Here is a 24118-nt window from a genome sequence, read left to right as displayed (position 1 = left end):
GGTCAGACCGACAAACGGATCATGTGGTAGGACAAGGGCGCGATGCGGCCTTGCAGCCGATCCCCGTCGGTCACGAGCCCCGAGCCTCCCTTCGGGGCCACCGCGTCCGGTTTGTCCGGCCCGTTGGTGTCGCGAAGGCCATGGCCGGCGAGCGTGCGGTGTTCGGCGACGCGCAGCGCGCCGAAGCCACCGAGCGACAGATCGAGATCCAGCGTTTCGGTCAGGTGCCGGTTCACGGCGAAGAGCGTCAGCATTCCGCCCTCGTTCTCCACCGCCGCGACATCGAGATAGGCCACGTCGTCGGCGACCGAGCAATCGTAGGTCGGCCCGTCCACCGCGACCCTCAAAGCCCGGCCCCGGCCATAAAGCGAGGCGAACTGATAGGGCCAGTAGATCGTCTGGCGCCAGGCCGGGCCGTTCTTCTCGGCGCGGATCGGCGCGATGACGTTGACGAGCTGCGCGATGCAGGCGATGCGAACCCGGTCGGAGCGGCGGATGAACTCGTTCAGAAGACAGCCGATGAAAAGCGCGTCCTCGAAATTGTAGTCCTCCTCCAGAAGGTCGGGCGCTTCCGGCCAGTTCCAGGTCCGCCAGCGGCGGGAATCGTCTTCCCGCTTGTGATACCAGACGTTCCATTCGTCGAAGCAGATGTAGACGTCGTTCTTGGCGCGCTTCTTGGCCTTCACGAAGTCGATTGCGCCGGCGATGGCCTGGATGTAGCGCCCGGTTTCCTCGACCTTGCCGAAATAGTTCAGCGTGTCGTGGCTGGAATTGCCGAAATACTTGTGCAGCGAGATGTAGTCGACGTTCTCGTAGCACTCTTCGAGGACTTCGCGCTCCCAGTCGGGATAGGTCGGCATCTGGTCGTTGGAGGAGCCGCAGACAATCATCTCGGCATTGGGCGTCAGCGCGCGGAGCGCCTTGGCTGTCTCGTCGGCGAGCCGCCCGTATTCCTTGGCCTCCTTGTGGCCGATCTGCCAGGGGCCGTCCAACTCGTTGCCGAGGCACCACATGGTGACGCCATAGGGGTCGGCGACGCCGTGAGAGCGGCGCAGGTCCGACCAATAGGTGCCGGAGGGGTGGTTCACGTATTCCACGAAGTTGCGCGCGTCATCGAGGCCCCGCGAGCCGAGATTGAGGGCGAGCATCATCTCGATGCCCGCATCCTTGGCCCAGACGGCGAATTCGTTGATGCCGACCTGATTGGTTTCCTTGGAGCGCCAGGCGAGGTCGAGCCGCACCGGGCGGTTCTCCTTTGGGCCGATGCCGTCCTCCCAGCGATAGGCCGACACGAAGTTGCCGCCGGGATAACGGATCGCCGGGATCGCCAGATCTTTCACGAACTGCATGACGTCGCGCCGGAAGCCGTTCTCGTCGGCTTGGCTGTGTCCGGGCTCGTAGATGCCGGAATAGATCGCCCGGCCCATATGCTCGATGAATGCGGAATACAGCCGGTTGTCGATCTCGGAGATCACGAAACCCTTGTGGACCGCAGCACTGACTCGCATTCCGTTCTCCCCTATTTGTCTGACAAATGAAGCCGGGACGGGAGGGGCTGTCAAGTCGTGACGGATGAAGCCGTCTCAAAGGCCTCGTGAAAGGGGCTCGGCCAGAAAGCCCGCCGCCATCGTTCGGAACGCTTCGACGGCTTTCGGCAGAACGGCGGAGGGGTCGTCGCTGGCGGCGACCCAAAGGGCGGCGTTGAGAGCGGCGCCGCTCAAAAGGCGAGCCGCCGCTTCCACGTCGACGCGCTTCATGACGCCCTCAGTGACAAGGCCGGCCACCGCCTGCTTGGTCAGTTCGAGGCAGGCGTTCTGGCTCGGCCAGGTCGACGGATCGCCGAGAAAGGCCGGGCCATCGAGAAGCACGATCCGCCGGATCTGCGGGTCGAGCGCCATCTCGATATAGGCCGATCCTTCCGCCAGAAGGGCCTCCCATCCGTTCGGTGCGGCGGCGGCCGCGTCATGGGCGCGTGCCGCCATCTCTCCGTCGACCTCGGCGACGACCGCGGCGAGCAGGCCCTTCTTGTCGCCGAAGTTGTGATAAAGCGCCCCGCGCGTCAGCCCGGCTTCGGCTGTCAGGTCGTCCATGGACGCGGCAGCGAAACCTTTCGCCCCGAAGGCCCGGCGCGCCGCCTGGAGAAGCTTGGCGCGGTTCTGTTCCATCGTCTCCGAACGTCGGGTGGGGGGCATGGCGGCTCTTTCTTCGGAATGGGGCCGCATGACGGTTGACATACGGACCGTATGCGAGATATCTCAGATACGCTCCGTATATCAGATGGGGCGGCGTCTTCAACGCTGCCGCCGATCGAGCGCTGCGCCATCCCCTTGCCCCATGAAGGAACCCACCATGACGAAGCGCGATCCCGTTTTTCCCGCCGACCGTCACGCACTCTACGAGAAGCACGCTTATTCGGCCGCCATCCGGTCCGGCGACATGCTGTTCGTGTCGGGCCAGGTCGGAAGCCGCTCCGACGGCTCACCCGAGCCCGATTTCCGGACGCAGGTGCGACAGGCCTTCGCGAACCTCGATGCGGTTCTGAAGGCTGCCGGCTGCACCTTCGATGACATCGTGGATGTCACGACCTTCCACACCGACCCGGAAAACCAGTTTCCGGCGGTGATGGACGCCAAAGGCGAAGCCTTTCCGCAAGCGCCTTATCCGAGCTGGACGGCGGTCGGCGTCAACTGGCTCGCCGGCTTCGACTTCGAGATCAAGGTCATCGCCCGGATTCCGACGACCGCCTGATGCTTCGTCTTCCGGCCGCTGCGCGGACCGCGAAGCGCTGGAGGACCACCTCATCGAAGGAGCGCACATGCACACCCTGATCGTCGTCGCCCATCCCGACCCGGCGTCCTACAGCCATGCCGCAGTCGCCCGGCTCGTCGCCGGTCTCGAAAGCGTTGGAGGCGATACCACCGATGTCCTCGATCTCGCGGCGGAGGATTTCGACCCGCGTTTCACCGCCGCCGACAACGATCTGTTCCACGGCCGCGGAGAACCCGGCGACGATATCCTCGCGCAGCAGCGACGCGTGGACCGGGCCGACATGCTGGTCCTCGTGTTCCCGGTTTACTGGTGGTCGATGCCGGCCGTCATGAAGGGTTGGATCGATCGCGTGTTCATTTCCGGCTGGGCATATGTGGATAACCCAGAGAAAGGAACGACGCGCTTGCTGGGCCGGCTGAAAGGGCAGGTCGTCGCGATCGGCGGGGTCAATCAACAAACCTACGAGCGCCGAGGGTATCTCGACGCCCTGAACACGCAGATCGTCGGAGGCATCTTCGGGTATTGCGGCATAGAGTCGGTGGGTCTGGATCTCCTCCTGCCGATCGATCCGGCGGGCGCGCGGGAGGGTCTGCAAAAGGCGTACCACATCGGACAACGCCTTTCGGGCAAGCTTTCCTGATCGCCCGCGAGTAGGGGAGCCCCGCCGGCACATCGGCATTGCGCTTTCGCCGCTTCGAGCGCCGTCCCGTTCTCGCAAAAGGTTCAAGGCTCGCGGATGTTTCGCCGCTTGCCTTGCTGCCGTCACGGAACCCCGGCACGAGGGGCGGAGCGATTCGGGAGGGTTTGAAGGGAATGTTTCACAGATCCGCGCTTCGATTCGGTCTCGCGCTGGCGGCGCTCGCTTCCTCGCTGCCGGGGCCGGCTCTCGCCGGCTCGCCGACGACGCTCGGGACCATGCGCTTCGAGGCTCCGAGCGTCGGTTCGGGCTGGGTGGCCAAGCCCGTGAAGGGCGGGATGCTCTACCAGAAGGAGTTCCCCGCCACCGAAAAGAACCGGCGCAAGGGCGGCGCGATCATCCAGATCCTCGGTCCGTTCCCCGGCACGACGGCGACGCTCGACAAAGACTTCGAAACGGTGGCGACTGGCGTCAAGGGCATGGAGAAGGAGCGCCCCTCCTCGAAGTCCGACGGCACCACGGTGAACGGCCATCGCATTCGCGCCGACTATCGCTGCTGCGCCCGGGCGCAAGGACTGTCGGTCGGCCAGCGCACCGTCGGCATCGCGTCCGGTCGCCATCAGGTCGTCCTGGCTCTGGTCGGGATCGAACTGCGCGACGAAGCCAGGAAAAGCGCGGAAGCCGACTTCGAGGCGCTGGTCCGCTCGGTGGCGCTGGAGCCGGCCGACAAGCCGTTCGAGCTTGTGCCCCAGGCCGGAGATGGCGGGCTCGACGGCGTCTACACCCACCTCCAGACCGGCGTCACGCCGAACGCCTTCGGCGGCATGGACTTCACCTCGGACAGCGAGATCACCGTGTTCGATCCATCCGGCCTTTACGCCACCGAACTGCCCGAGAACGGCGACATCACCGTCCATTGCCGCGCCAAGCCGACGGATTGCGGCCTCTACAGGCTGAAAGGCGGCGGTCTTCTCAGTGGCGCGAGCGAGATCGAGATGCGCGAAGTCGGCGACGCGTTCGGCACGATCGAAGCCGAAACCAAGCCCTTCGCCAAGCAGGGCGACGGCCTGGAGATCGACGGCGGCGCTTATAGCCGCATTCCGCCTTTCCCCGAAGGAACGGTTCTTGCCGGAAGGTGGCGCTATTTCTACGCCTCGTCCGGCTCCACGGCCTTCGCCTCGAACAGCGTTTCCAGCGAACGCATTCTCACGCTTGCCTCCGACGGCACGTTCCGGCGCACCGGCTGGTCGGGCGCCAGCGGCACGAACGACACCGGCGGCGGAACAACCGGGTTCACGGCGAGCGGCAAACGCCCGGCGAGCAGTGGACGCTACAAGATCGTGGGCTACACGCTGGAACTGACGGGAAACGACGGCCGGACCGAACGCTCCTCCATCTTCGCGCCCGACAAGGACTCCGACAAGCTCCTCGTGATCGGCGGATCGAACTACCTGAAACAGGAATGAATCGAGCGGCACGACACCGATATGAAAGCGGTGAAGTCGGCCTATCTCGGATGGCGGGCGTTAGGCCTTCCTAACGGGCGTGTTCGAGCACCTCGCTGGCCTCGGCGGCGGGACGCTTGGTGCCCTCGGCCACGCGGCCGTGGCCGCTGATCTCGCGGCCGGCATCCACTGCGAAGCGCAGGTTCCAGACCGTCGCCACCAAGGAGATCGCCACCACCACCGCGAAAGCCGCCGAGAAGTCCGAAAGCTCTGGCACGCCGTGGTTCTGGACCTTCATCGAGCCGTGGAGCGCGAGCGCCGCCACGCAGATGCCGAGCGACAGCATCAGTTGCTGGAAGGTCGTGTAGAAGCTCGTCGCCGAGCTTATCTGCGCCGGCGAGATCCGGTCGTAGGCCACTGTATTATAGGCGGTGAACTGGAACGACATCGAGAAGCCGCAGCAGACCAGCACCCCGAAGATCAGGGCCAGCGGCCAGTCCGGCCGGAAGAAGGCGCAGGCCCCGTAGAGAAGCGCGGCGACGATGCCGTTCACGGCCAGAGCGTTGCGAAAGCCGAAGCGCCGCAGGAGACGGGGCGCCACCGCCTTCATCAGGAGGGAGCCGATCGCCGTGGCGATGGTGATGAGGCCGCTCGTCGCCGCCGAAAGGCCGAAGCCGAGCTGCATCATCAGCGGCAGCAGGAAGGGCTGCGCGCCCTGCGTGATGCGCGTCAGCGATCCCGCGATCACGGAAGTGCCGAAGGACGGAACGCGCATCAGCGCCGGGTCGAGGATCGGCGCGGCGTGGCGGCGGGCATGGCGCAGGTACACCGCTCCGGTCACGAGCCCGAACGCGACGAGCACCAGCGCCATCAGCCCTTCTCCTTCGCGGCTGGCGGTCTCGAAGCCGAAAAGGAGAGAGCCGAGCGAAATGCCCGACAGCATCATGCCGAGGGCGTCGAACGGCCCGGAGCGCTCGCCTCTGGTTTCCTCGATGAAGAGGCTGACCAGCACCATGCCGACGAGGCCGATGGGCACGTTGATGTAGAAGATCCAGCGCCAGTCGGCATGATCGACGATGAGACCGCCGACCGGCGGTCCGAGGATCGGGCCGATCAGCGCGGGCACGAGCAGCCAGGACATGGCCGAAACGAGGTCGCGTCGCTCCACCGAGCGCAGGAGCACGAGCCGCCCGACCGGGATCATCATCGCCCCGCCGATGCCCTGCACGAGCCGCGCCACCACGAGAAAGGCCAGCGAGGGCGCCAAGGCGCACAGGATCGAGCCGAGGACGAAGACGCCGATGGCCGCCCGGAACACGGTGCGCGAGCCCCATCGGTCCGCCACCGCGCCGCTGACGGGAATGAACACCGCGAGGCTGATGAGATAGGAGGTGAGCGCGATGCTCATGGAAGGCGCGCCGACGTCGAAGTCGCGCGCCATGGTGGGCAGGGCCGTCGCCAGGATCGTGGCGTCGAGCTGTTCCATGAACATGGCGCTGGCGACGATCAGCGCGACGGTGCGGAAATTGCGCCGGGCGGCCGGCGCGGCATCGGCCTTGCCGATGCCTGAAACCTCATTCGGCATGGGATCGAAACGAACGCTTCACGGGCGGCGACGAGCCGGGCCGCCGGACGGCGTGACACCTTCGACAGGCAATCGCTAGGCGCGAGATACGGCCTCCGCCCGCCCGGCACCACCCTCTCCGTGTTCACATTCTCCGCATCCGCGACATGCCGGCGCGAGCGCGAAGCCGAATTTAAGGTGATCGGGGGGAAGGCAGCCTGATCGGCGGGGCCGGATGCCGTCCGATTGCGCCCTACATTCAGCAACAGGCTTGGGATCGGGAGCGCGCATTCGTGGAACAGGGTTCTTCAGCATCGTTCTCGACGCCCCGGCCAGAGGAACTCGGCCTGCGCCGGATCGCGAACGGCGGCGGGCTGATCTGCGACCTTCTGCCGAACGGCACGGTTTTCGGGCTCGCGCACGAGGCCGAAGGGCGTCGGACTCTCATCGGGCAGGTTCTCGGCTCGCCGTTGGGATGCGGTTTGGCGCGGATCGTGCTGCGCGTCAGTGGCACTGAACCCCGGCAGATCGATCTTCTCGGGGGCCGCGCGCGCGGCCGGTTCGGGGTCGACCGGGACCGTGCCGTCTGGGAAGGCGAGGATCGGGGCGTCCGCCATCGCCTGACCTTGTCGCTCGACCCGATGGGCGCGCTTTGGCTTTGGCGAGTGGAGATCGAGAACGGCTCGGCCGAGCCCGTGCCCTGCGACACCGTCCTGATTCAGGATCTCGGTCTCGGCGATCCGGGCTTTCTGATGAACAACGAGGCCTATGCCTCGCAATACCTCGATCATCATGTGGCCTCAGCCGGGCGCATCGGGCCGGTGCTGATGACGAGGGCGAACCTTGCGCAAGGGCATGCCCACCACTGGGCGGCCCATGGCTGTCACGACGGCGCGGCGGCTTTCGCCACCGATTTTGCGCAAGTGATGGGTCCGGCGTTCCGCGATGCCGACGAACTGGCGGCCGGCTTCGGCACCGACTTGTCCTCCATCCGGCTGCAAGCCGAAACGGCCTGCGCCGCGCTGCAATCGCATCCGAGGACGGTTCCGCCAGGGCAAGGCGCGGCTTGGACCTTCTTCGGCAGCTTCCAGCCCGATCACCCTCATGCATCGGGGAACGAAGACCTCCCCGTCGTGGAGGCGGCGGAGCGGGCGCATGCGGCTTGGACCTCGCGCCCTGTCACAACCTCGACCCCCGAACGCAACCTCCTTCAGGATGCGCCGGCGCTCGTCTCGGAAGCTCTGGACGAGGCGGAGGTCGCGGCGCTTTATCCGGAGCGGCGGCACGAGGAGCGCCGCGACGGGCACCTCCTGTCCTTCTTCGTGCCTGGCGAGGGGCATGACCGGCACGTGGTGCTGCGGGACAAGGAACGCATGGTCGCGCGGCGCCACGGCGCGATTCTGCGCAGCGGGCGCGCCCTCGTGCCCGACGACGCCACACTCAGCGCGACCGCGTGGATGCACGGCGTCTTCGGCGCTCAACTCACGATCGGCAACACTTCGCTCCACCAGCTCTTTTCGGTCTCGCGCGATCCTTTCAATATCGGGCGCGATGGGGGCTTGCGCATCCTCGCCGAACTCGACGCCGCCTGGCATCTTCTGACGATCCCCTCCGCCTTCGAGATGGGGCTCGGGGACTGCCGTTGGCTCTACCGGCTTCCGGATCGCACGATCACGGTCTCGTCCGTGGTTTCGGCCGACGATCCGGCGCTGCAATGGCGCGTCACCGTGGAGGGGAGGGCGTGCCGCCTCCTCGTCTTCGGCCGGCTCGTGCTCGGATCGCGGGAGTTCGGGGGACGAGGGCGCATTTCCGTCGATCCTTCGACCAAGCGCTTCACGTTCAGGCCCGACCCGGAAGATGCCTGGGGCCGCACCTATCCGGCGGCGAGCTATCATCTGGTGGTTTCCAATCCGACTGCGGTAGAAGCGCTCGGCGGGGACGAACTGCTTTACTCCGACGGCGTCCGGCGCAGCGGCGCCTATGCCGCGATCCGCACCGCGCCGACGCACGAACTCACCTTCGCCGTCGTCGGCTCGCTGACCGACGCGGGCGCAGCGCGAGCGCTGGCCGATCGGTTTGCGGGAGGGTGCGACGAGACCGCTATGCGCCAGGAAATGGCCGACTTCTGGCGGCAGGTGACCCGCGACCTGCATTTGGCCGGTATTTCCAGCAACGCCGATGTCGAGGCCGTCAACACCGCCTTCCCCTGGCTCGTCCACGACGCGATGGTGCACCTCACCGTGCCGCACGGGCTGGAACAATATACAGGCGCGGCCTGGGGCACGCGCGACGTCTGCCAGGGTCCGGTCGAACTTCTGCTGGCGCTGGAACACGATGCCCCGGTGCGGGAAATCCTGCGACGGCTGTTCGCGGAGCAGGACAAGGCGGCGCGCGACTGGCCGCAATGGTTCATGCTGGAACCCTATGCCGCGATCCGGGGCCGTGAAGCGCATGGCGACGTCATCGTCTGGCCGCTGAAAGCGCTCTGCGACTATATCGAGGCGACCGACGATCTCTCGATCCTCGGTGAACCTGTGTCTTGGCGGCGCGAGGACGAAGGTGCGGCGCTCAGTGCGGCGACGCCCATCTCGGCGCATGTCGAGGGGTTGCTGATGGCGGTTCAGGAGCGTTTCGTGCCGGGCACCGCCCTGATCCGCTACGGCCACGGCGACTGGAACGATTCCCTCCAGCCGGTCGACCCGGACCTTCGCGACCGGATGGTGAGCAGTTGGACCGTGGCGCTGCTCACCCAGCAGATCCGCCGCTATGCCGAAATTCAGCGCCGCGCCGGCAACCCCGACGAGGCTTCAAAGCTCGATGCGCTCGGCGACCGGATGCACGGCGACTTCGAGCGCCTGCTCATACGGGACGGCACCGTCGCGGGCTATGCGATCTTTTCGCCAGAGGGCGGGGAGCCGGAACTTCTGCTGCATCCGGCCGACCAACGGACGGGGCTGCATTATTCCCTCTTGCCGATGACGCAGGGCATGATCGGCGGATTGTTCACGCCGGAACAAGCGCGCCATCATCTGGATCTCATCCGCCGGCACCTCGCCTTTCCGGATGGCGTGCGGCTCATGGAACATCCGCTCGCCTATCATGGCGGGCTGGAGACGATTTTCCGCCGCGCCGAATCCTCGGCCTTCTTCGGCCGGGAGATCGGGCTGATGTATACGCATTCGCACCTGCGCTACGCCGAAGCCATGGCGATGCTGGGGGAACCCCAGGCCCTGTGGGATGCGCTGGCGGTGGTGAACCCGATTTCCGTCACCGACCGGCTGGCTCACGCCTCGCTCCGGCAGCGCAACACCTATTTCTCCTCTAGCGATGCCGCCTTCCCGGACCGCTATACCGCGAGCGCCGAATGGTCCCGCGTCAGGGACGGTACGATCGCGGTGGACGGCGGCTGGCGCATCTATTCCAGCGGGCCGGCGCTTTACGTCAACATGCTCGTGCGCCACGCGATGGGCCGCCGCCGCATGTTCGGCCGGCGCGAGCGGGTGCCGTGCCTGCCCGATGCGCTGCGGAATCTCAGCCTTGTAGGCGACCTTTCGCAGCCGAGCGCGCCGCCGCAGCCGTGATGAAACAAGCATAGCTCCAGGTGAGGTGCTTGGCCGAGGCTTGTTCGCCGGTGTTCTGGTCGAACTGTTCGGCCATCTCGCCCGAAGCGGGAATGAAGGCTTGAGCGGTTCGCATGATGGCATCGCCCCGGCTGAAGGCCGCAGCGGCGTTTGCCAGTGCGTCGCGACCAGCGGGCAGGCGTTCTCGGAACCACTCGTTCTCGGGCGAGACCGGCAGTTCCGCGCCGGTCGCCAGGGCGGCGGACAGCCGGTAGTAGAATTCGGCCGCCGCAAGGGTCGAGAAGTAATAAGCGCCGCCGCTGTAATAGCGGTCGCCGGGGTAGCGGCCGAGCGCCGGTCCTCGGGTCTTCGGGCGATCCTGGTTGATCGCGTATTCGGCCTCGAACAGGGTTTCGAGGGCGGTCACGGTTCCCTGCGCTCGGGGATCGAGAACGCTGTGCGGCCCGGCAGTGCGACCGGCATGGACCACGGCGAGAAGGATTGCCGCGTCGAGGAGCTTCCGTTCCGAACCGCCCGAAACACCCAGCCGCGAGCGGATGAAGCCGAGCCCGGCATCCCAGAAACCTTCGAGCCGGGATGCGAGCTCGCGAGTGCCCGCCTCGCAGGCCCGCGCCTCATCCAGCCGGTCAAGGGTGGCGAACCACGCGGCGCCAAGGCCGAGCGCTTCGGCCTGGACAAGCCCGGTATAATAGTGGTGCCCGAGTTCCTCCTCCCAGATATCGTAGGAGGGCTCGGCACTGTGTCGCAGGGTGAAGGCGAGGTCGGCCTCGATCACCGCTTGCATGCCCTGGTGAAGGCGCGAATCTACCACGTCCCACCAGCGCAGAAGCGTGATCGCCCGTAAGGCGACGCCATCGGTCTGCGGGCGGTCCCAGCGGGTGAAGTCGGGCGACCCATCCGGGTTCACGCGGGTCTCGTTGCGGACCCAATCCGCCGTCCAGCCTGCGATCTCCGCTTCGTCTCGGACATAACGCATGAAGTCCGGCGTGACGCCTTCCCGGAACCGCGCGTGAGCGGGGATGCCGTCGCGATCCATCCGGTCGAGGGACAGGGTGAACTCGACGAACTCGGCGAGGCGTTCCTCTGCGACATCGCCGAGAAGCCCCTCGATCCTCGCCACCCGCAGGGCGTCGATCACGATGGCGGAATCGCGGTACCAGTGGAAGAAGTAGTCGGGATCGGGGTCGTAGGAGGCCGGCACGGGCGAGGCCAGCACGGAACCGGGGTGGGGAACCACCGTCTGCCCGAAACCCGGCCGGTCCTTCACGAGGTCCGTCGCTGAGATGGCGCGCAGCATCCTCGTCGCAGCGACTTTGGCTTGGTCCGAAATCCAGCGGTCGAGTGCCGTGTCGCTCATGCCGACAGCGCCGGCGATTGGAACTCCAGCCGCTTCAGCCCGACCTGAATCTCCGGAACGCTCATGAACAGGCGCCACATCAGCCCGCTTCGATGGTTCTCGATCATCGTGACGATCGGCCCCTGGTCGATGCCGAGGAACCAGTCCGCCACCCAGTCGTGCTCCTGGCTGAAGGCGTCGAGAAACCCGTAGCGACCCCAGAGCCGGTCCCCGAGATCGTCGTGGAGATGGCGCAGCACCGCCATCACCTCGGTCGGCGCGTAGGGCAGGCTCGATAAGGCGGCCGTCGGGCTGATCACGGAGAGGTCGTTCTCCGGCGAATGCGCTTCGTAGCCGTTGACCGAGTCGCTGGCGGTCAGGCCCCAGCAGTCCGGCCCATAGCCCTTGAAGCCCTTCGGGTTGCGGATACAGTAGGCGCGGTTGACCAAGGTGTGGCGGACATTCTGCTGCCAGTAGTCTGCGTAGGCGTCGTTAAGGCCGCGCGGATCGAGACCGCAGAAGGAGTAATGCGCGAAGAACAAGGGCCCGCCGCCTTCCGGTCCGAGCGGCAGTTCGATGCGTTCCTGGTATCGACCGTTCAGGAAGAAGCGCCCTTCCGCGTAGCCTCGATGATACACCGATGGTGCGATCGGGAATGTCGGCGAGGATGCCGCCAGGACATAGGCGATCAGGCACTCGTTCCAACCGCGCACGGGGTGGTTCAACGCAAAACCGTTCGTCGGGCTCCAGTGCCATGTCAGGACCTCGCGCCCTTGGGTGTACCAGTCCCATTCCGCGTCGTTCCAGAGATAGGTGACCGCCCCGCGCAGCCGCTTCTCGCCGTCCGTGTCGGCGTCGAAATAGGCGCGCGCGCAAAGGAGGCCCTGGAGGAGGAGCGCCGATTCCACGACGTCGCCGCCATCGTCCTTGCGCCCGAACGGAAGGACGGCGCCGGTCGCGCCGTTCATGAAATGCGGAAACATGCCGTGGTAGCAGGGGGCGTTCGTCAGAAGGCCGAGCATCCGGTTGATGCGATCCACCGCTTCGGTGCGGGTTATCCAGCCGCGCTCGCAGGCCACGATGATGGCCATCGCGCCGAAGCCGGTGGCCCCGATCGCCACCGCGTCGTCCTCGGGATCGCCTTCGCGCCGGATGCGGTCGCGTGCGAGGCCGCTCGTCGGATGGCCGCCTTCCCAGAAGTAGAGGAAGGACTGCTTCTGCACGCGGTCGAGAAGCTGTTCGTCCGTCAGTCGCTTGCCCGGCATGTCTTCTCCCGTCATTGCGCGGGCTCCACCTGCTTCACCGATCGCCTGGTCTTCCTCGCCGCCGCCTTTGCCGCCGCTTCAGCATCGGCGACTGGCTCGAAGGTCGGGCCGGCGGGGTTCGGGACGAGGTGCAGGGTCCGCGTGAAGAGGTCGCCGGGCTCGGCTTCCCCAAGGCTGATGATCCCCATGTCCTTCAGCTCGCCCCGAAGCAGCGCCTCGACCCGAGCCCGGCTTTCTTCTTCCAGAGAATCCAGGACGTGGTCGAGCACTAGCCAGTCGGGCCGCTGCAGGATCACCCGGACAAAGGCGAGGCGCTGCTGCTCGTCGTTGCCGAGCTGGTCCCATCGCTCCACCGTGTCGAGCGAGCCGAGACGGCGCTCGAGCCCGAGGGCTTCGAACGCCTTGGCGATCTCGCCGATGGGCTGCGTTTCGTCGGAACGGGGATAGGAGATCGCCGCGCGCAAGCTTCCGGGCGGCATATAGGCCTGCGCGGGCATGAACATGATCGAGCCGCGCGGGGGATGGACGACCCGCCCGCTTCCCCAGGGCCAAAGGCCGGCGAGCGCCCGGAACAGCAAGGTGCTTTGTTCGCCGGTCTCGCCTGCGACGGACACCCGCTCGCCGGGCTCCAGCTCGACCGCCGTTTCCTTCAGCCGGCAGCATTCGGGAGCGGCGATGGCAAGATTCTCGAAGCGAAAGCCCGACCCGCCTTCCTCGAAGGTGATCTGGCCTTCGGTGCGGCCCAGTGTGTCGATGGCCAGGATCGTGCGCCGGAAGCTCGCGATGCGGATCAGGGTGGCGCGCCAGTCGGCGATCACGGAGAAGTTGTCGACGAACCAGCGAAGCGACTGCTGCACTTGATTGAAGGCCCCGACGATCATCATCAGCTCGCCGAAGGTCAGGTTGGCATTGGGGTTGAAGTAGATCGGGGCGGCCACCAGGATCGGGGCGATGATCGTGAACCAGCCGTAGCCCGCCGTCACCCAGGTCAGCCGGGTCACCGCGCCGACGATCCGGCGCGAGCTTGCCAGAACGGTCTGGAAGATGCTCTCGACCCGCCCCCTTTCGTCCGCCTCGCCGCCATAGGCGGCGATGCTTCCCACCCCCTCGTTCATGCGTACCAGCGCGAACCGCAGCTCGGCTTCGCGGGCATAGCGCGCGGCGTTGAGCTGGATCAGCGGCCGCCCGATCCACCAAGACAGGAGCGAGGCCGCGCCGGCGTAGAACAGGGCGCTCCACACCATGTAGCCGGGAAGGACGAAGTCATGGCCGCCGACATGCAGAACCATGCTGCGCGACAGGCCCCAGAGAACGCCGACGAAGCTGACGAGGAGAAGCGTCGCCTGGAGGAGGCCGATGCCGAGATCCACAGACAGTTCGGTGAGGTGCCTCGCATCCTCGTGGATGCGCTGATCGGGATTGGCGCCGATCTCGCCCGCATTCGACAGGCGGAAAGCGCGCAGCGGCTTCAGCCACTCGTCCAGAAGATCGTGCACCAGCCCTTCGCGAAGGGTCACCTTGCTCGTCTGGTTGAGCCAGAGCTGCGCGACGTTCAGGGCGAGGAGCACGCTGGCCAGACCCGCGAACACCCCGAGCTGACGCACGAACTCCCCGAAATCCTTTCGGGCGAGAGCGTCGTAGAACGGCCGGTTCCAGGCGTTCAGCCAGATCTGGGCGTAGGCCGCCAGCCCGACCACGGCGACCAGCGCGAGGGCCAGCAAAAGGATCTTGTTGCGCTGCGGCGATTTCCAGAAGGCGGATGCGATCATAGCGGCATGTGTCCCGAACCCTTACGCACCGGTGATCCGATCATGCACCCGCCGTCCTTCTCCGGGAGACTCAACTCAAGCTATATAAGCAACTCCCGTTAACGTGCCCCTCGAACATCCGTGTTCGGCGCGCGGGTTATCGTCGCTCCCTCCAGCGCGCCTGCTTTATCCGATGGCACTCCCCAGGAGCCAGTCGCGAAAGGCGCTCATGGCGCCCGTGACGGGGCGGGTTTGCTGCGAGGTCAGCCAGTAGCCACCGAGCACCGTCTCGGCCGCAAAGGGGCGGACGATCGCGCCCGCGTCCAGTTGACGGGCGAACATCAAGGGCGGCGCCAGCGCCACGCCCGCCCCCTGGACCGCCGCTTCCATCATGGCGAGCGAGGAATCGAACACGATGGTGCTTCGATGCGGCGCGGGCTCAGATAAACCCGCTGCCGCGAACCACGTCGTCCATTCGTCGGCGCGATAAGAGCGCAGAAGCGTTTCGTGAACGAGAGCGGAGGGCTCGCCGCTGAGCCGGCGGGCGATCACCGGGGCGCAGAGCGGGGTGAAGGGGGCATTGAGGACGGACACGGCGTTCAGGCCGTGCCAGGCGCCCGCACCGAAGCGGATCGACAGGTCGAGGCCTTCCGCCGCCATGTCGACGCGGTTGTTGTTGGTGGAAAGCCGAAGATCGATGAAGGGATGGCGTTCGCGGAATTGGCCCAAGCGCGGCAGAAGCCAGCCGACCGCGAAGGTGCCGACCGCCCCGACCCTCACCACCTCGCGATACTGCCCGCCATCGAAGCGCTGCAGCGTGCCGGCGATCCGGTCGAAGGCGTCGCGCAGGGTCGGCAGCAGCGTTTCGCCTTCCTGCGTCAGCATCAGGCCGCGCGGCAGGCGCTCGAACAGGACGACGCCGAGAAGGCTTTCCAGCGCTTTCACCTGATGGCTGACGGCCCCTTGCGTCACGCAAAGCTCGATCGCCGCCTTGGTGAAGTTGCGATGCCGCGCGGAGGCTTCGAAGGCCCGGAGCGCGTTGAGGGGTAGATGCGGACGGACCATCGGAACCCTCAATTTTTCTCATGGCTCTGTCGAGATATCGTGCTTTGTCAGGATCGAGACATCGGAGCAATGACACGTTTGGGAGGGCTCTCCCGCGACCCGATCACTCAAAGAGATTCCGATGTCGATCCGAAAGCTCCGTTTTCCCGCATCGCTCGGCCTCGCCGCGGCTTTGCTTTCCCCGGCCCTCAGCGCGAAGGCGGCCGAGCCGAGCGCGGCGGACCCGGTCCACTCGGTCGTGGACAAGACCGTCGGCGCCCTCATGAAAGCGAACCGCATTCCCGGCATGGCGGTCGCCGTCACGGTAGACGGCAAGCCGCGCGTCTTCACTTACGGCCGGACGTCGATCGAGAACGGCAAGCCGGTGAACGAGCGCACCCTCTTCGAAGTCGGCTCGCTGTCGAAGACCTTCACGGGCACGCTCGGAGCTTGGGTGGAAGCGCGGGGCAAGCTGTCCTTCACTGACCCGGCGTCGAAGCATCGAGGCGAACTCGGCGGAACCGCGTTCGACACGATCACCCTTCTGGATCTCGCGACCTACACCGCAGGCGGTCTGCCGCTGCAGTTCCCGGACGACGTTTCGGGCGAGAAGCAGTCGCTCGACTTCTTCCGCAACTGGAAGCCGAGCTATCCGGCGCAAACCCGGCGCCTTTATTCCAATGCCAGCATCGGCCTTTTCGGCGATCTGGCAGCGCGGGCGGAGGGGGTGCCGTTCGATGAACTGATGACGAAGACCCTTTTGCCGAAGCTCGGGCTGGAAAACACGTTCCTCGGCGTGCCGGAAAAGGAACGTGGCCGTTACGCCTTCGGCACTTCCAGGGCTGGCAAGCCGGTGCGCGTGTCTCCGGGTCCCATGGACGCGCAGGCTTACGGCATCAAGACCACGGCGGGCGACATGATCCGCTTCGTGGAACTCGCCATGGACCCCGCCTCGCTGGACGAGCCTTTGCGGAAAGCCGTGAACGCGGCGCAGACCGGCTACTACCGCTTCGGTGCGACGATGCAGGGCCTCGGCTGGGAGATCTACGAGGCGCCGCAATCGCAGGACACGCTTCTGGCCGGCAACGCCACCGAGATGGCGCTCGAACCCCAGCCCGTCACCAGGCTCGACCCGCCGCAAGCGCCCAAAGCCGACCGGCTCGTCAACAAAACGGGCTCCACCGGCGGCTTCGGCGCTTATGCCGCCTTTCTGCCGGAAAAGCGCATCGGCGTCGTGCTTCTCGCCAACCGGAACTATCCTATCGCCGAACGGGTGAAGGCCGCCTGGGCGATCCTGTCCGCCCTTCGGTAACGGCTTTCCGAAAGGCGGCCTCCTCTTAAGCCCCGGCGGTCCGGCGTCCCGTCAGCCCTTGGTGGATATTCGTTCGAACTGTCGCTCAGTGAATCACCAAGCCGTGCCGAACTGTGTTATGCCGCAGATCCGGACCGCCAGGGCTTGCGTCGCTGTTGACGAATGCGCCGGCCGAACGAAAAAGCCCTGAGGCGCGATATCGCCGGGGATGCGGACTTTTCATGAACGAGCTCATACCGCCAGCGATGCAAACGAACACCGATACGACATCGAGCGACAAGAAAGAGCCGGCGTGGAGCGAGGGCGAGCGGGTCGCGGCGCTTCAGCGCTACGCCATCCTCGATACGCCGCGCGAGCCGGAATTCGATGATGTCGTTCGGCTGGCCGCGGACCTTTTCGGGGCCCCGATCTCGATCGTCAACCTGATCGCGGCCGATCGGCAATGGTTCAAGGCGGAGGTCGGGGTCGGCACGAACGAGTTGCCCCTCGACGCCTCGCTTTGCGCCCACGCCATTCTCCAGCCGGATATCTTCGTGGTTCCCGACACCACGAAGGACGAGCGCTTCGCATCGAACCCGCTCGTGACAGGCTCTCCCAGCCTTCGTTTCTATGCCGGTGCCTTGTTGCAGACATCCGACGGGTTTCCGATCGGCACGGTCTGCGTCCTCGATACAAAGCCGCGCCCCGAAGGGATCACCGAACAACAACGGCTCGCGCTCGGCCTCCTGGCGCGCCAGGTGATGACCCAGCTCGAACTGCGCCGCGAAATCACGCTGAGGGACGAGCGGGCGGCGCGGTTGGAGGCCGAGATCGCCGGCCGGATCGCCGCCGATCAAGCGCAACGCGACAGCGAGCGGCGGCTGAATGCCGTTCTCGACAACACGCGCATGGCCGTCTTCATGATGGACGAGCACCAGCAATGCGTCTACGCGAACGCCGCTGCCGAAGCGTTGACCGGCTATTCGCTCGGGCAGATGCAAGGGCGCCCGCTCCACGACGTCGTGCATCACACCCGCCCCGACGGTTCGCACTACCCCTTGCACGAATGCCCTATCGACCGCGCCTTCCCCGAGCGGGCGCAGATGGATGGCGAGGAGATGTTCGTGCGGCCGGACGGCAGTTTCTATCCGGTCGGTTTCACGGCGAGCCCCTTGCTCGATGACCATGGCCAGGCCGTCGGAACCGTGATCGAGGCCCGCGACATCACCGCCAATCGGGCGCGTGACGCGGCGCTGCGGGAGTCCGAGGCGCGGTTTCGCAACATGGCCGACCATGCCCCCATCATGATGTGGGTGACCGACGTGGAAGGGCGCTGCACCTATCTCAACCGCGGATGGTACGAGTTCACCGGCCAGGACGAGCGCGCCGCCGAAGGTTTCGGCTGGCTGGATGCCGTCCATCCGGAAGACCGCGCGTGGTCCGGCGACGTATTCCTGGCCGCCAATGCCAAGGCGGAGCCGTTCAGGCTGGAGTATCGGCTGCGCTACCGGGACGGCTCGTATCGCTGGGCGATCGATGCCGCATCGCCCCGGTTCGGCAGCCAGGGCGAGTTTCTCGGCTATATCGGCTCGGTGATCGACATCCACGAGCGGCGCGAGGCGGAAAACGCGCTGCGCACCAGCGAGGAGCGCTACCGCACGCTGTTCGAGGCGATCGATGCCGGCTTCTGCATCGTGGAAGTGATCTTCGACGGCGAGCGCGCGATCGATTATCGCTTCGTGGAGGCGAACCCCGCCTTCGAGCGGCAGACGGGTCTGGTGGATGCCGCCGGCCGGACCGCTCTGGAACTGGTGCCCGGTCTCGAAGAGGTCTGGTTCGAGCGTTACGGCCATGTCGCGCGGACCGGCGAACCCATCCGCTTCGAGAACGGCTCCGAGGCGATGGGGCGGTGGTTCGATGTCCATGCGCTGCGCGTCGGCCCGCCTGAGGCCCGGCGCGTCGCGATCCTCTTCAACGATATCAGCGCGCGGCGCAACGCGGAACTCAAGTTGCGCGAGATGAACGACACGCTGGAGCTTCGGATCGAGGAAGCGGTCGCCGAGCGCAAGCTTTGGGCCGATGTGATCGAGAACACCGATGCCCTGATCGGCGTGATGTCGCCGGAATTCCGGTTCCTCGCCCTGAACGCCGCCTATGCGGACGAGTTCGAGCGCATCTACGGCGTTCGCCCGCGCGCGGGCGATGCCCTGCCCGACCTGATGGAGCGCGTTCCCGAGCATCGCGACGCGGTTCTGGGCATTTGGCGGCGGGCCTTGGCTGGCGAGGAGTTCACGATCGTCCAGGAATTCGGCACGCCGGAGCGGGCCCGTCCGTTCTTCGAGCTGAGGTACAACGCCCTGCACGACCGCCTCGGCAGGTTCGTCGGCGCGTTCCAATACGCGGTGGACGTGTCCGATCGCCTGCGCGATCAGGCGCGTCTGGCGGATGCGGAAGAACAGCTCCGTCAGGCGCAGAAGATGGAAGCGGTCGGGCAACTTACCGGCGGCATCGCCCACGACTTCAACAATCTTCTCGCCGGCATCAGCGGCAGCCTGGAGATCATCGAGCGCCGGTTGTCATCGGGCCGAACCGAAGGGTTGGAGCGTTTCATCAACGGGGCGCAGACCTCCGCGCGCCGCGCCGCCGCCCTGACGCAGCGGCTGCTGGCCTTTTCGCGCCGCCAGACGCTCGATCCCAAGCCCACCGACGTGAACCGGCTGGTGTTCGGCATGGAAGACCTGATCCGGCGCACCGTCGGGCCGGCGATCAAGGTGGAGGTCGTCGGGGCGGGCGGGTTGTGGTCGGCGAAGGTCGATCCGGCCCAGCTCGAAAGCGCGCTTTTGAACCTCGCCATCAACGCCCGCGACGCGATGCCCGGCGGCGGGCGTCTCACCATCGAGACGGCGAACAAATGGCTGGACGATCGCGGCGCCCGCTCGCGCGATATTCCGCCCGGTCAATATCTCTCGATCTGCGTGACTGACAGCGGCACGGGCATTCCGAAGGATGTGGTCGACCGCATCTTCGATCCGTTCTTCACCACGAAGCCGATCGGTCAGGGAACCGGGCTGGGTCTATCGATGATCCATGGCTTCATGCGCCAGTCCGGCGGACAGGTGCGCGTCTACACCGAGGAAGGGCAGGGCACGACCATGTGTCTCTACCTGCCGCGGTTCCTCGGCGAAATCGGCGAGGACGAAGCGCCGGAAGAAGCGATCTCCGACGACGGCACCGGGCGCACCGTTCTCGTGATCGACGACGAGGCGACCGTCAGGATGCTGATCGTCGAGGTTCTGGAAGAAGCGGGATATACGGCGATCGAAGCCGACGACGGACCGTCGGGTTTGAAGGTCCTGCAATCACCCGTCGACATCGACCTCCTCGTCACCGACGTCGGACTTCCGGGCGGCATGAACGGCCGTCAAGTCGCCGATGCGGCGCGCGAGCTTCGCCCGGATCTCAAAGTCCTGTTCGTCACCGGCTTTGCGGAAAACGCGGCGATCGGAAACGGCCATCTTCCCCATGGCATGGGGGTCGTCACGAAGCCGTTCGTTATGGCGGAACTGGGAAACAAGATCGCTGAGATGCTCGAGGCCTGATGGCAAGCGCCGAGGTGCGGCCCTCGGCACCACTTGGCCGGCGTCCGGTGAGCGTCTTCGCGCTTCGTCCTGGACTTCGCCTCACGCCGCCATTTTGGTGAGAACGAGAAGCGCGAAACCGCAATTGGCACAAAGAAGGCAGAACACCGCGAAGGAGCCGAGATCCTTCGCCGGATATCGTCGTCATCTCATCATGCAAATATCGTATCACGCTGAGTAACCGGCGGCGCCAAGCGTTCCTGACGGATCACGTCCCGACGTTTTTTCATTCCTTTGAAGTATAACCTTAGGGAACCACTCAACCGATATTGTAAACATCGTCAACCTTAACGTAAACTAGTTGGCGATAACGGTAGCGCTTATCTGCATGTTCAAATGTCCGCGTGCTATATGTCTCTTGAAGACGCTTCCAGATGAAGATTTGATATCTACAGGGCCGGTCCGATGGTGGATGAATCGAGCATTCGACAGATACTCGGCAATATCGAGGCGCTGAAGCCTGTTGCGGATACATTGAGAGCCGACGAAGATCTGTTCGCCAAAGGTCTGACGTCATTCGACTCCGTGCAACTGATGTTGGCGCTCGAAGAACATTTCGACATCGAGTTTCCGGATCATCTTCTCAATCGCAAGTCCTTCTCGTCGATCGACAATATTCGGGAGACCGTCGAGTCGCTGCTCGTCGGGGAAGCCGCGTGAATACGCTTGCGCAGCGCGCCCGGCGCGTTGCCGACATCGCGGCGCTGAATGCCGATATCGTGGATCGCGACGCGCGATTTCCCGTCGAAGCCGTCGATGCCCTGCGGCAGGAACGGCTTCTGGGCATCCAAGTGCCCGCCCGGTTCGGTGGCGAGGATGTGGGTCTCGCCGAGATCGCCGAACTCTGCTGCACGCTGGGACAGGCCTGTTCGGCCACCGCGATGATCTTCGCCATGCATCACATCAAGCTCTGCAGCCTGGTGACGCATGGCGCTGAAAGCGAATGGCACTGCGACCTGATGGAGCGCGTGGCGCGCGATCAGCTTCTGATCGCGTCCTCCACGACGGAAGCGGGGATCGGCGGGGACCTGCGCAACAGCCTTTGCGCGGTGGAAGTCTCGGGCAACCGCTTCAGCCTCACCAAGGACGCCAGCGTCATCTCCTACGGCGCCCATGCCGACCTGATCCTCGCCACGGCCCGCCGCGACCGCGATGCCCCGAGTTCGGATCAGGTGCTCGTGGCGCTTCTGCGCGACCAGCTTTCCCTGGAGCGCACGAGCCGCTGGGATACGCTCGGCATGCGCGGCACCTGCAGCGACGGCTTCCTTCTGGAAGCGCGCGACGTGCCGGTGGTCCAGATCCTGCCCAAGCCCTTCGCCGAGATCGCGGCCCAGTCGATGCTGGCATCCTCGCATTTGTTGTGGGGCAGCGTCTGGTTCGGCCTCGCCAGCTTCGCGGTCGACCGGGCCCGCGCCTTCGTGCAGATGGAAGCGCGCCGCAAACCCGGACAAGTCCCGCCGGGGGCGCTGCGCCTCGCCGAGGTCGCCAACGAATTGCAGGCGATGCGAAGCGCGGTGGTCGCCGGTCTTCGCCGTTTCGAGATCGCGCAGGGCGACCCGAACGAGTTGGGGTCGATCGGCTTCACGGTGATGCTGAACAACGTCAAGCTGACCGCCTCCAGCATGGCCGTCGGCATCGTCCAGCAGGCGCTGTCGATCGTCGGGCTCGCCGGCTACAAGAACGGCACGCCGTTCAGCCTTGGGCGGGTGATGCGCGACGTCATGTCGGCGCCCCTGATGATCGCCAACGATCGAATCCTTTCCAACACCGCCAACCTCCTTCTCGTCCAGAAGGGCGGCGGACAACTGTTGAGCGCCTGACGGCGCGGATGGTGAACCACATGGCGCACACCGCAGCGAACGCGACAGCGGAAACGCAAGCCACGCCCCTTCTCGACCGGCTGTTCGAGGCAGGCCTCCTGATCCGCACCGGCGTCGACGGCCTTTACGGGCGCTCCGGCACCTTCGAGCGCATCGTGGAGGGCGTGGATCGCCTCGTGACGCGCATCGGCCGCGACGACGGCGCCGAGGCGATCCGCTTTCCCCCCGGCATGAGCCAATCGGCCTTCGTCCGCAGCGGTTACCTGAAAAGCTTTCCGCATCTGGCCGGCACCGTGCACAGCTTCTGCGGCTGCGACGCCGACCATGCCGCGCTGCTGCGTTGCCTGGAAACCGGCGAGGACTGGACCGCCAACCAGGCCGCGACCGAGATCGTGCTGACGCCGGCGGCCTGCTACCCGCTTTACCCGGTGGCCGCCGAACGGGGCCGCCTGCCGGCCGATGGTCTCCTGTTCGATCTCCAGTCCTATTGCTTCCGGCACGAGCCCTCGCTGGAGCCGACGCGCATGCAGATGTTTCGGATGCGCGAATATGTGCGCATGGGCACGCCCGAACAGGTGATCGCCTTCCGCCAGACATGGCTTGAGCGCGGAACCGCGATGATGCGCGATTTCGACCTGCCGCTGGCGGTCGATCCCGCCAACGATCCATTCTTCGGCCGCGCCGGCCGCATGCTCGCCAACAACCAGCGGGTCCAGGGGCTGAAATTCGAGCTGAACGTGCCGATCAACAGCGTCGAAAAGCCCACCGCCTGCCTCAGCTTCAACTATCATCAGGACCATTTCGGCACGACCTGGGGCATCGAGCAGGCCGACGGCTCCGTCGCCCACACGGCCTGCGTCGGTTTCGGGCTCGAACGCATCACGCTCGCCCTGCTGCACCGCCACGGCCTCGATCCGGCGGCGTGGCCGGGGGTGGTGCGCGAACCGCTCGAGCTTTGACCGCCATGGCGAGCCTTGCTTCGCGCCATCCGACCGCAGTCCCGAACGTCTGGCCGGCGTTCCAGCCGCATTCCCTTCATGCCGCCGATCGGGTCTGGCCCGAAACGAACTGCTATGTGGATCTGTGGATCGAGCTTCTGAACCACCACGGCTTCCTGCCGGAGGCGATGCTCGGCTTCACGCTGCGCCAGGATTTCGAAGGCGACCAGTTCACCTTCTTCAAACCGGGCATGGCCGATATCGAGCGGCTCTACGGCCTGCGGCTGGAAGAACTTGCGATCCATGAGAGCCTGGAGCGCCACGCGGAGATCCAGACGAGGGCAGGGCGGGTGGTTCTGGTCGAGGTCGATGCGATCCACCTGCCGGACACGGCCGGCACCACCTATGGCCGCGAGCATTCCAAGACGACGATCGGCATCTTCGCGATCGATCCGGTCGCGCGCAGCCTCGATTACCTCCACAATGCCGGCCGTTTCCGTCTCGACGGCGCGGACTACGAGGGGGTCTTCGCGGCCTCCTTGCTGCCCCCTTACGCCGAGTTCGTGAAGCGGACGGGCGAGCCCATGGCGAGCGACGCCCTGCCGGCCACCGCCCTCGGCTTGCTTTCCCACCACCTCGCTGCCGCGCCGCGCGCCAACCCTGTCCATGGCTTCCGGGCGGCGCTGCGGGAAGAAGCGCCAACGCTGGTTCGCCAGCCCTTGTCGGTGTTCCACCGCTACGCCTTCCACACGACGCGCCAGCTCGGCGCGAATTTCGAGCTTCTGGGCAGTCATCTTGCCTGGCTCGACGCGACGGGCGCGGCCGATCTCGGCGAGGCCGCCGCTCTTGCCGGGGCGCTGGCGCAGGACGCCAAGGCCTTCCAGTTCCATCTGGCGCGCGGCTTCGGCAAGAAGAGCGCCGACGGGCTCGAAACCCGCCTCGACGGCGCGGCCGCGCGCTACGACGCGCTTTTCGCCTCGCTCCGACGCGTCGTCGCCTGAGAAGCCGCGGTGGCGCGCGTCCGTTCCCTCGACGCTGCTGG

General features: G+C 65.9%; 17 protein-coding genes. 10 read left to right on the top strand and 7 right to left on the bottom strand.

Annotated elements, in window-relative coordinates; genetic code table 11:
* Positions 1-2: 2 nt before the first annotated feature.
* Both arfA and F9929_RS14895 read right to left on the bottom strand, forming a co-directional pair.
* A complete protein-coding gene (arfA, locus tag F9929_RS14900; RefSeq protein WP_152047383.1) occupies positions 3-1508 on the bottom strand; it encodes an arabinosylfuranosidase ArfA in 1506 nt (501 codons plus the stop codon).
* A 75-nt stretch (positions 1509-1583) separates the two neighbouring features.
* Complete coding sequence (locus tag F9929_RS14895) at positions 1584-2192, bottom strand: TetR/AcrR family transcriptional regulator (RefSeq protein ID WP_235919333.1); 609 nt, start codon at positions 2190-2192, stop codon at positions 1584-1586.
* Between the two features lie 157 nt (positions 2193-2349).
* Here F9929_RS14895 and F9929_RS14890 point away from each other — a divergent pair, with 157 nt between their 5' ends.
* From F9929_RS14890 to F9929_RS14880, 3 genes are all read left to right on the top strand, one after another.
* The gene (locus F9929_RS14890; RefSeq protein WP_152047382.1) at positions 2350-2748 is read left to right on the top strand and encodes a RidA family protein; all 399 of its coding nucleotides are present in this window, start codon (positions 2350-2352) and stop codon (positions 2746-2748) included.
* Positions 2749-2815: 67 nt separating this feature from the next.
* On the top strand, positions 2816-3409 hold the full coding sequence (locus F9929_RS14885; protein WP_152047381.1) for an NAD(P)H-dependent oxidoreductase: 594 nt from the start codon (positions 2816-2818) through the stop codon (positions 3407-3409).
* 173 nt (positions 3410-3582) lie between these two features.
* Complete coding sequence (locus tag F9929_RS14880; RefSeq protein WP_152047380.1) at positions 3583-4872, top strand: hypothetical protein; 1290 nt, start codon at positions 3583-3585, stop codon at positions 4870-4872.
* A gap of 70 nt (positions 4873-4942) precedes the next feature.
* On the opposite strand, the gene F9929_RS14875 is transcribed toward F9929_RS14880, so the two are convergent.
* Positions 4943-6436 carry an MDR family MFS transporter gene (locus F9929_RS14875; RefSeq protein ID WP_152047379.1) on the bottom strand — a complete coding sequence of 498 codons (1494 nt, stop codon included), beginning with the start codon at positions 6434-6436 and terminating at the stop codon, positions 4943-4945.
* A 272-nt stretch (positions 6437-6708) separates the two neighbouring features.
* On the opposite strand from F9929_RS14875, the gene F9929_RS14870 reads away from it, so the two are divergent.
* Positions 6709-9996 (top strand): GH36-type glycosyl hydrolase domain-containing protein, encoded by a 3288-nt coding sequence (locus tag F9929_RS14870; RefSeq protein WP_152047378.1) that lies wholly within the window; start codon positions 6709-6711, stop codon positions 9994-9996.
* Here F9929_RS14870 and F9929_RS14865 read toward each other — a convergent pair.
* From F9929_RS14865 to F9929_RS14850, 4 genes are all read right to left on the bottom strand, one after another.
* On the bottom strand, positions 9947-11353 hold the full coding sequence (locus F9929_RS14865) for a glycoside hydrolase family 15 protein (protein ID WP_152047377.1): 1407 nt from the start codon (positions 11351-11353) through the stop codon (positions 9947-9949). The genes F9929_RS14870 and F9929_RS14865 overlap by 50 nt on opposite strands.
* Positions 11350-12612 (bottom strand): glucoamylase family protein, encoded by a 1263-nt coding sequence (locus F9929_RS14860; RefSeq protein ID WP_152047376.1) that lies wholly within the window; start codon positions 12610-12612, stop codon positions 11350-11352. The genes F9929_RS14865 and F9929_RS14860 overlap by 4 nt, the downstream gene beginning before the upstream one ends.
* Complete coding sequence (locus tag F9929_RS14855) at positions 12609-14366, bottom strand: ABC transporter ATP-binding protein/permease (RefSeq protein WP_152047375.1); 1758 nt, start codon at positions 14364-14366, stop codon at positions 12609-12611. Before F9929_RS14855 ends, F9929_RS14860 begins: the two co-directional genes overlap by 4 nt.
* Positions 14367-14531: 165 nt before the next feature.
* Positions 14532-15410 (bottom strand): LysR family transcriptional regulator, encoded by an 879-nt coding sequence (locus F9929_RS14850; protein ID WP_152047374.1) that lies wholly within the window; start codon positions 15408-15410, stop codon positions 14532-14534.
* A 121-nt stretch (positions 15411-15531) separates the two neighbouring features.
* On the opposite strand from F9929_RS14850, the gene ampC reads away from it, so the two are divergent.
* The 6 genes from ampC (at position 15532) to F9929_RS14820 (ending at position 24077) form a co-directional block, all read left to right on the top strand.
* Positions 15532-16701 carry a class C beta-lactamase gene (ampC, locus tag F9929_RS14845; protein WP_152047373.1) on the top strand — a complete coding sequence of 390 codons (1170 nt, stop codon included), beginning with the start codon at positions 15532-15534 and terminating at the stop codon, positions 16699-16701.
* Between the two features lie 221 nt (positions 16702-16922).
* On the top strand, positions 16923-20279 hold the full coding sequence (locus F9929_RS14840) for a PAS domain S-box protein (protein WP_152047372.1): 3357 nt from the start codon (positions 16923-16925) through the stop codon (positions 20277-20279).
* Positions 20280-20723: 444 nt separating this feature from the next.
* Positions 20724-20978, top strand: coding sequence for an acyl carrier protein (locus tag F9929_RS14835; protein ID WP_152047371.1), 255 nt, complete (start codon positions 20724-20726; stop codon positions 20976-20978).
* Entirely contained in the window at positions 20975-22138 is a 1164-nt protein-coding gene (locus F9929_RS14830; RefSeq protein WP_152047370.1) for an acyl-CoA dehydrogenase family protein, read from the top strand. Before F9929_RS14835 ends, F9929_RS14830 begins: the two co-directional genes overlap by 4 nt.
* Positions 22139-22158: 20 nt before the next feature.
* Positions 22159-23097, top strand: a complete 939-nt coding sequence (locus tag F9929_RS14825; protein ID WP_152047369.1) for an amino acid--[acyl-carrier-protein] ligase — start codon at positions 22159-22161, stop codon at positions 23095-23097.
* A gap of 5 nt (positions 23098-23102) precedes the next feature.
* Positions 23103-24077 (top strand): DUF1839 family protein, encoded by a 975-nt coding sequence (locus F9929_RS14820; protein WP_152047368.1) that lies wholly within the window; start codon positions 23103-23105, stop codon positions 24075-24077.
* The last annotated feature ends 41 nt before the right edge of the window (positions 24078-24118 follow it).

It is taken from the genome of Aureimonas psammosilenae, from assembly GCF_009176975.1.
GTDB lineage: Bacteria > Pseudomonadota > Alphaproteobacteria > Rhizobiales > Rhizobiaceae > Plantimonas > Plantimonas psammosilenae.
The sequence above is the reverse complement of the archived record's forward strand: the minus strand, read 5'-3'. Positions and strand labels throughout refer to the sequence as shown.